The organism is Holdemanella biformis DSM 3989, from assembly GCF_000156655.1.
Classification (GTDB): domain Bacteria; phylum Bacillota_I; class Bacilli_A; order Erysipelotrichales; family Erysipelotrichaceae; genus Holdemanella; species Holdemanella biformis.
This window is the reverse complement of sequence record NZ_DS996845.1, coordinates 52,152-60,309: the sequence shown is the minus strand read 5'-3', so window position 1 is coordinate 60,309 and position 8,158 is coordinate 52,152. Positions and strand designations below refer to the sequence as shown.

At 31.0% G+C, this 8,158-nt stretch carries 7 protein-coding genes; 3 read left to right on the top strand and 4 right to left on the bottom strand.

Annotated elements, in window-relative coordinates:
- Positions 1-11 precede the first annotated feature (11 nt).
- From EUBIFOR_RS08755 to EUBIFOR_RS08745, 3 genes are read right to left on the bottom strand one after another with little or no spacing between them, the layout of a single operon-like run.
- Positions 12-1,841, bottom strand: coding sequence for a HAMP domain-containing sensor histidine kinase (locus tag EUBIFOR_RS08755; protein ID WP_003865667.1), 1,830 nt, complete (start codon positions 1,839-1,841; stop codon positions 12-14).
- Positions 1,834-2,535, bottom strand: a complete 702-nt coding sequence (locus tag EUBIFOR_RS08750) for a response regulator transcription factor (protein ID WP_003865666.1) — start codon at positions 2,533-2,535, stop codon at positions 1,834-1,836. The genes EUBIFOR_RS08755 and EUBIFOR_RS08750 overlap by 8 nt, the downstream gene beginning before the upstream one ends.
- An 18-nt stretch (positions 2,536-2,553) precedes the next feature.
- Positions 2,554-3,204 carry a PIG-L family deacetylase gene (locus EUBIFOR_RS08745; protein ID WP_040466429.1) on the bottom strand — a complete coding sequence of 217 codons (651 nt, stop codon included), beginning with the start codon at positions 3,202-3,204 and terminating at the stop codon, positions 2,554-2,556.
- Between the two features lie 135 nt (positions 3,205-3,339).
- Between EUBIFOR_RS08745 and EUBIFOR_RS08740 the strand changes: the two genes are divergently transcribed.
- Genes EUBIFOR_RS08740 through EUBIFOR_RS08730 form a run of 3 tightly spaced genes read left to right on the top strand, consistent with a single transcriptional unit; the run spans position 3,340 to position 6,918 of the window.
- Entirely contained in the window at positions 3,340-5,634 is a 2,295-nt protein-coding gene (locus EUBIFOR_RS08740; RefSeq protein WP_083783547.1) for a YfhO family protein, read from the top strand.
- Positions 5,610-6,011, top strand: a complete 402-nt coding sequence (locus EUBIFOR_RS08735; protein ID WP_003865663.1) for a GtrA family protein — start codon at positions 5,610-5,612, stop codon at positions 6,009-6,011. The genes EUBIFOR_RS08740 and EUBIFOR_RS08735 overlap by 25 nt, the downstream gene beginning before the upstream one ends.
- The gene (locus EUBIFOR_RS08730) at positions 5,998-6,918 is read left to right on the top strand and encodes a glycosyltransferase family 2 protein (RefSeq protein WP_003865662.1); all 921 of its coding nucleotides are present in this window, start codon (positions 5,998-6,000) and stop codon (positions 6,916-6,918) included. Before EUBIFOR_RS08735 ends, EUBIFOR_RS08730 begins: the two co-directional genes overlap by 14 nt.
- On the opposite strand, the gene EUBIFOR_RS08725 is transcribed toward EUBIFOR_RS08730, so the two are convergent.
- Positions 6,915-8,156 carry an alpha-L-fucosidase gene (locus EUBIFOR_RS08725; RefSeq protein WP_003865661.1) on the bottom strand — a complete coding sequence of 414 codons (1,242 nt, stop codon included), beginning with the start codon at positions 8,154-8,156 and terminating at the stop codon, positions 6,915-6,917. The two genes, EUBIFOR_RS08730 and EUBIFOR_RS08725, sit on opposite strands and share 4 nt — an antisense overlap.
- Positions 8,157-8,158: the final 2 nt, after the last annotated feature.

Below are 8,158 nucleotides of genomic sequence, written 5' to 3'. Positions count from 1 at the left end.
CAGAATCACTCTTACTGATGAATAGGGAAAGTTAATATAATAGTAAATAAATCATTTGTTTCGTCTTGATAGAAAGTACCATGATGGATTTCTATCATCTTTTTAACACTCTTTAAACCAATCCCATTACTTTCGACTTTATCTAAATGACGATTGATTGAATTTGTGAAACTCATTTTTAATTGGTTTTCTTCAATCGTTGCTTGAATCACAATATCTTTCCAAGGATCACAATACTTTTGAATATTTGAAAACACATTATTTAATATTCTTTGAATCATCGCAAAATTCGCATCCATAGATAGAAAAGTTTGTAGAGGCTCATATAAAATGTGTAGATCCATTTCTCTTAAATACTGAATATGATCTACCAATGTATCGATGACTCTTTGAATGGGAATATTCGATAAATCCAAATTGTATTCTGTAGAAAAGACAAGAGAATACTCAAACATTTTATTGGAAAGATATGTGATTTCTTCAACTTTAGCTAGACACTTTTGAAGATATTGATCACGAAATTCATTATCATCCCTTTTTAAATTCATGATTTCAAGGTATCCCTTTAAAGTTGTTAGTGGAGTTCTTAAATCATGGGATAAAGAAGAAATTAATTCTTTATTCGCAACACGCGCCTGTTGTTCATTGTCCATCGTTTGTAGAAAGGCAATGCGCATTTGATTCAAGTCCTGGGCTAAACGTCCAATCTCATCTCTATCACTTACTTTGATTTCGTGATTCCAATCTCCAATTGCTAAAGTAAACACATCTTCCTGTAAACTTTGAATGGAATGAATTCGTTTACGGATAAAGTTTTGTAGGATAATTAAATAAAAAGAGAAAGAAATCAAAAGCGAAAGAATAATATAAGGAATTTGGAATGGAATCATTGGGAATGAAGTGATATATAAATAAACGGATTGGTTTTTAAACTGTATTGGATAATCATAATACAATGGGGCCTCCAAAACATCCAAATCATCAAAACTATATAACAACAAAAAATTATTGCTGCTTAATGGAGATTTGTCTGTAAAATAGATTCCATCCTGATCATATAATTCCACATACGCATGATTGAGTGCGTTTTCTTTTAATATATGATTGATGGCTTTTTTATTTTCTTTCGTCAAATCAAAATTTTGGAGTTGTTTTTCTAATCTATTAACATAAGAAGAATAATCTTCTGATTGATAAAACGTATCCATTAAAAACTCAAAGACCACACTGCGATTTAAATATAGGAATGAAAAAGAAGTTAAGACTAACAATGTTGCACAAAGAAAAGAGAACATCATACGACTGGATAAGGAATAGAAGACGTTTTTCTTTGATTGGAGTGGTTTAAGATTTTTTAAAAGTAAATAAAAAAGAATTGTGATAATAAGACTTAAAATACAATCAAAAATACGATAAGAAGCATAATAATTTGTGAAAGATGGATACCACTCAATACAACTTGTTTTACTTGAACTTTTTATAAAAATATTATACTTTTGTGCATTTTTTAAAGGAGCACGGCCACAAAACGCAAGTACAGAATCAATGATCTTATCATCTGGTTTATTTGATTTTGTCTTATATAAAATGACTTGGTAGCTTCCCTTTTTTAATAATTGATTTAAATCTTTACGAATTTGAGTGTGGTTCATAAAATCCACTTGTTCTTGTTCATCTAAATAAGTCTTCGCCTCTTTTATTTTTTCTTTAGATAAAGTATCCGAATAATTAAAATGTGTATTTAAATAATCGTATACGACAAATCTTTGAGAATATATTGCGAAAAAACTCAATAAAAAAACAAGAAGGGAAAGATATAGTCTCGTTATTTTTTTATTCAAAACGATACCCCTTTCCCCAAATTGTTTTTATGTATACGGGATTGGCGGGATCCTTCTCGATTTTCTTTCTAAGATTACGAATATGAACCATGATTGTATTATTTGCTGAATAATAATAAGGCTCATTCCAAGCCTTTTCATACAATTGTTCAGCTGAAAAAATTTGTTTAGGATTCTTCATCAACGTACTCAAAATATTAAATTCAATATCCGTTAATTCAACTTCCTTTCCATTGACCTCTGCATTTTGTTGGGCATAACGCAAAGTAAGACCATCCATACTTAAATCCTTTTCTGTATCAAGTAATGTTTCTTCTTTTTTACCCTTATAGACTTGATAACGACGAAGTAAAGCTTTAACTCTTGCTGTTAATTCACTATACGAAAAAGGCTTTGCCAAATAGTCATCGGCACCACTTGAAAAACCAAGCGTCTTATCCGAATCTAATCCTTTGGCTGTTAAAAATAAGATAGGGACATTGCTTGTTTCACGAAGCTTTAGACAAGTCTGGTAACCATTCATATTCGGCATCATAATATCAAGAACAATCAAATCGATGGAAGAATCAAATAATTGAAGGACCTCATTTCCATCTTTAGCTTCAATCACTTCATAGCCTTCGCCAGTTAATAAAATTCTTAATATTTCACGGATTTCTGCATTATCATCCGCCACTAAAATACGTGTCTGCATGTTCACATCCCCTTTCTTTTATTCTATTTTACCCCATTTACTATAGGGTTTCCAATTTTCATAAGGCAACATATGATGTAAATGATCCATCACTTTTGATTGCGAAGAATACAACTGAATGACATCCAATTTTTCTTTATAATCTTTCTTGGATAATTTCTTTTCATTCTTTAATTCAGCCTTGTTTTTCTTTGATGTATACTTACCAAAATATACAAGCTGATTTGTCTTATCTTCTTTTTCTAAAATCATAGTAACATACTTAGATACCTTTTTATGATGGTTATGCCCATATTCACCATCTGGATTATGCGTTACAATTTTGTCCCAGTCTTTGGAATCGATTTCTTTTTGGATTGCTCTTTGAATATCCTTTTTACAAGACTTCCAGTTATCACGCTTACCCTTTGTCTTATCTGGGAAAGATAAAATAATTCCTTTGGAATGTGTTTTTTTCATGACATTCATAAATTCTTTTTTTCTTTTTTTATTATTTCCATTCGTAATACATAAAACCGTGTAATTTCCATTGATTAAATGAGAACCACCCCAAATTGTTTCATCATCTGGATGTGCCACAATCATTAAAGATTCAGGCTCTTTGGCATGAATTACAGATGTATTTAGACAAAGCATCAAACTTAAAATGCATAATAATAGTTTCTTCATTTTGATCACCGATAAAATTTTATCAAACATTTCTTAACACTCTACTTATATATTTCTTAAATCTTCTTAATATATTTAGGAAAGTTTAATATTTCCTTTTGTCGATACTTAAGATTTATTTTGTATAGTAAAACCATGAAAAAAAGAGATAAGTTTTACATTACAATACTATTTATATTACCCATTCTATTTGTACTTTGTGTATCCACATATTCCATGTATGGATCAAAGTTAGACTGGTTAGCACAACACGTATCTTTGGCAGACTATTTTCGACAAACCAAGCAATTACTTCCAGACAGTTTTGAAAATCTTCAAGGACAAACCAATGCCTTTAGCTTTTCATATTATGGATTATTAAGGCCAGACGTGTTGATTTCATATGTATTTCCAAATATTCCAACTCGTTTCTTTATTATAGGTTATGCAACATTTCTATGGGCATCTACAGGAGGACTTTGTTATTGTTGGCTAAGAAATAAAGGATACAAAGATTCGATTAGTTTCTTTTCAAGCATATGCTGCATATGCGCCAATTGCTTCTTTCAGTCTCACCAACAAATCATGTTTATAGAAATTCTTCCCTTTTTATTTCTTTCATTCATTCTAATCGATAAAAATAAAAGACAATGGATCAGTCTATGTATTTGTATGGCACTTTTCCATAATTATTTCTATACGCCAGGCATGATATTGATTCTGCTTTTATATGATTATGATCAAAACCATACGATAAAAGACATTCTGATTCCGATTCTTATCGGTATGGGTATGGCTACGATTTTATGGCTTCCAACGGGATATTTGATTTTAATGAATCATAAGTCAGTTGTACAAACACATATTTTAGATTTATTCATTCCTAGCTTAAATCTAAAAGGACTTGTCTATGATAGCTATGGATGTGGATTGACTGTGATTAGCTGGATTGCCCTATTTCAAGGAATTCAATTTGAAAGGACAAGGAAACTATCGATTCTGTTGATTTTAATGTTTGTTTTCCCAATATTCTCTTATATATTGAATGGAACTTTATATGCACGCACAAAAATATTGGTGCTATGTTTACCACTCATTCTTATGATTCTTGCCCATTGGCTACAGGAAAGAAAGTTGAATAAAGGTTTACTTGTTTTAGCTAGTTTATTTCTTTGCACCAAAACAATGCTTCTAGGATTATTAATTTCACTTGTATTTATTGGCTATTACTTTATGGATAAAAAAGAATGTTTAATGATATATGCCCTTGTGCCTATGATTGTTTTTACAGGATTAAATTACAATCAGTGCTTAGATTCAAAACTATATAATTCAATATATTCTAAGGATAAACAAAAATTGATACAAAGAAACGATTTGAATCAACGAACAGCTGATTTAGATCAGGTCGGATATAGTGTGAATCACATATATGATTTAAAAGAAATGAAGGCATCAAGTTATACGTCAACAAGTAATTCTTTATATAACACTTTTGTGTATGACATTATAAAGAGTCCTGTATCGCAATCCAATCGAACGATTATAACGGATAGTGAGAATTATTTATATTTAAGTATGATGGGGATTCAAAATGTACTCAGTAAAGAAGCGAATTTATATGGATATAAAGAAGTAGATAGTGAAGGAAAATATAAATTATTAAAGAATAAAAATGTATTTCCAATGGTCTATGTCACAAGTGATACGATAAGTGAATCTAAGTTTGATAAACTCTTTTATCCATATAATTTGGATACCATCTATAATCGTACGATTGTGAATGGTGAAACAAGTAATGAGTATGCCTCAAAGATGAAACTTATAAAGAATTTAGATCAATCGATTGTGATTCAGAACAAAAAGAAAACGAAAAAAACGATACCCATTGATTTTGATACAAAAAATAAGATGGTTTGTATTGATTTTGATGTAAAGAATTATACAGAGAAAAAAGTTTTTATATCTATAAACGGAATGAAAAATACATTATCAAAAAAACATTCTGTGTATCCAAATGGGAATAAACATTTTACGTATATTCTTTCTAAAAAAGAATTAAAACAATTTGATGTTACTTTATCCAAAGGAAAATATAAGATATCCAATATTCGTGTTTATACATGTGATATGAATGTGTTTGACCGAGTTGTAACGAAAGTAAAACCATTAAAGACAACGTCTATATTTAAGGGGAAAGTAACAACATCTAAAGATGGTTATCTTGTAACTTCATATCCTTATGAAAAGGGATATGAAATATATATAGATGGAAAAAAACAGAATGTTGAAATTGTGAATAAGGCTTTTGTGGGATGCAAAATCAAAAAAGGAAGCCATACAATTACAATTCAATTTCATGCGCCATTTAAGAATGCAGGACTTGGTATAAGTGTTCTTTCAATTATGATAGGAGGATTTTGGATATGGAAAAAGTCAAAGAATTTATAAGCTATGGAATCGTAGGAGTTATGACAACTCTTGTGAATTATATTGTTTATTTTATTTGTTTAAAAATAGGAATCCATTGGCTAATTAGTAATAGTTTAGCTTGGATGGTAGCCGTTATTTTTGCGTATTTTTCAAACCGTAAAGTTGTATTTCATTCAAGTAATGATATGAAAAAAGAGTGTATCGAGTTTTTTGGACTACGATTTATGACATTACTTGTTGAAAACCTACTATTGGCTATTTGTATTGATGGCTTACATATTTCAAATTTATTATCTAAGATTTTAGTCAGTGTGATTACTGTTTTGGCCAATTATTTCTTGTGTAAATCACATATATTTTCTAAGAAGGAGGAAATGTTGTATGAACAAAATTAGTGTTGTCGTTCCTTGTTTTAATGAAGAAGAAGTTCTTTCCATGTTTTATAAAAAGACAAGTGAAGTATTAAATGAAATAGAAGACATTACCTATGAATTGTTGTTTGTGGATGATGGATCCAAGGACCACACAAAAGATATATTAAGAGCTTTGAGTTTAAAGGATGATCATTGTGAATTTATTTCTTTTTCAAGAAATTTTGGTAAAGAAGCCGCCATGTTTGCAGGATTAAAAAAATCAAGTGGAGATTATGTTGTGATCATGGATGCCGATTTGCAGCATCCTCCTATATTATTAAAAGAAATGTATAAAGCAGTGAGTCAAGAAGGTTATGATTGTTGTGCAGGAAAAAGAGTGGATCGTACGGGTGAAGGAAAGATGCGTAACTTTTTATCGCATACCTTTTATAAAGTAATGCAGAAAATGTGCAAAATGGATATGAGTGATGGTTGTGGCGATTTTCGGATGATGTCAAGACAAATGGTGGATGCGATTTTAGAATTGAAAGAATACAATCGCTATATGAAAGGATTATTTTCTTTTGTGGGTTTTGATACAAAATGGATTGAATTCCATAATGTACAAAGAGTTGCCGGAGAATCAAAATGGAACTTTTCAAAATTGTTTGCCTATGCTCTTGAAGGAATGTTTTCCTTTTCTACAGCACCAATCGTGTGGATTGGTAATATTGGAACAGCTATTATGATTTCATCGATTATAATGGCTATATTTGGACTATTAGTACATGTCACATCCATGTTTCATTTAGTATGTTTGATTTTGTTTTTAAGTGGGCTTCAAATGTTGTTTGTGGCCATTTTAGGTCAATATACGACAAAAGATTATATGGAAAGTAAACAAAGACCAATCTATATAGTAAAAGAAACTAGCCGAAATTTAAGCTAGTCTTTTAATGTGATTTCAATCACTGTGTCAATTGGATCTGGACACTGGTGTGAATTGGAATCAATATGGATAAATGTATAGTCAGGAAAACTTTCTGCGTTCCAAGGTGTTTGAATTTTGATTTGAGAATGATCAGACAATCTTTTTATGTCTTGGATTTTTTCTTTCCGAATTTTAACAGGTATATCAAAAATACTCTCATCTAAAATATGTGCATAAATTTTATTTTCCTTTTGTGTGTATCTTCCCCATTCTGGTTTTTCTAATTCACACTTTGTACACCCATAAATAGAAGCTTCATTTAGTTTCATCCATTCACTAATTTTATTTAATACATGGATAGATTCTTTAGGAAATTGACCTCTAGCATCCGGCCCCACATTTAAAATCATGTTTCCACCCTTGGATACACATTCTACTAAAGTACGGATGATTAGCTTAGCGGATTTATAATTTGTGTCCTTAGCGCAATATCCCCAATGTTCATTCATAGTGATGCAAGCTTCCCAAGGCACAGGTAAACCTTGAGGAGGAATCATTTGTTCGGGTGAAGTAAAATCACCAGATGTAAAACTAGGATGTGCATCCATAATGGTTCCAGGATGTACACCATCTCCTTCTAGTCGATTGTCGATGATCATGTCTGGTTGGTAGGTCCTTGCCATTGTTACGATTTTGTGGGCATCCCATACATCTTTTGTCATGTTGTCATAAGAAAAGTCAAACCACATGATATCCAACTTTCCATAGTTTGTAAGTAATTCCTTGATTTGAGTATGCATATAATTCAAATAGTTTGAAAAACAAATCGGTTTATCATATTTTACATTGTTTCTTTCCGGATGATGTCGATCTTTAAAGTGAGGATAGTCTGGATGATGCCAATCAAGTAGGGAATAATATAGACCGACTTTTAATCCTTCTTCTCTAAACGCATCTAAAAATTCTCTGACATAATCTCTATTTGTTTTCCAATCTGTAGTCTTTGTATCAAATATACAATATCCATCGTGGTGTTTGGCAGTCATTACGGCATATTTCATACCGGCTTTTTTGGCAAGTTTAGCCCATTGGTGTGGATTAAATAGATCTGGATCAAATTCATTCGCGAAAGGAATATAGTCTTCTTCTTTCATTTCTTCGTTGCTTCTGACCCATTCACCTCGTGCTGGAATAGAATAGATTCCCCAATGGATAAAAAGTCCGAATCTAGATTTTTGAAACTCTGTAATATTCATAA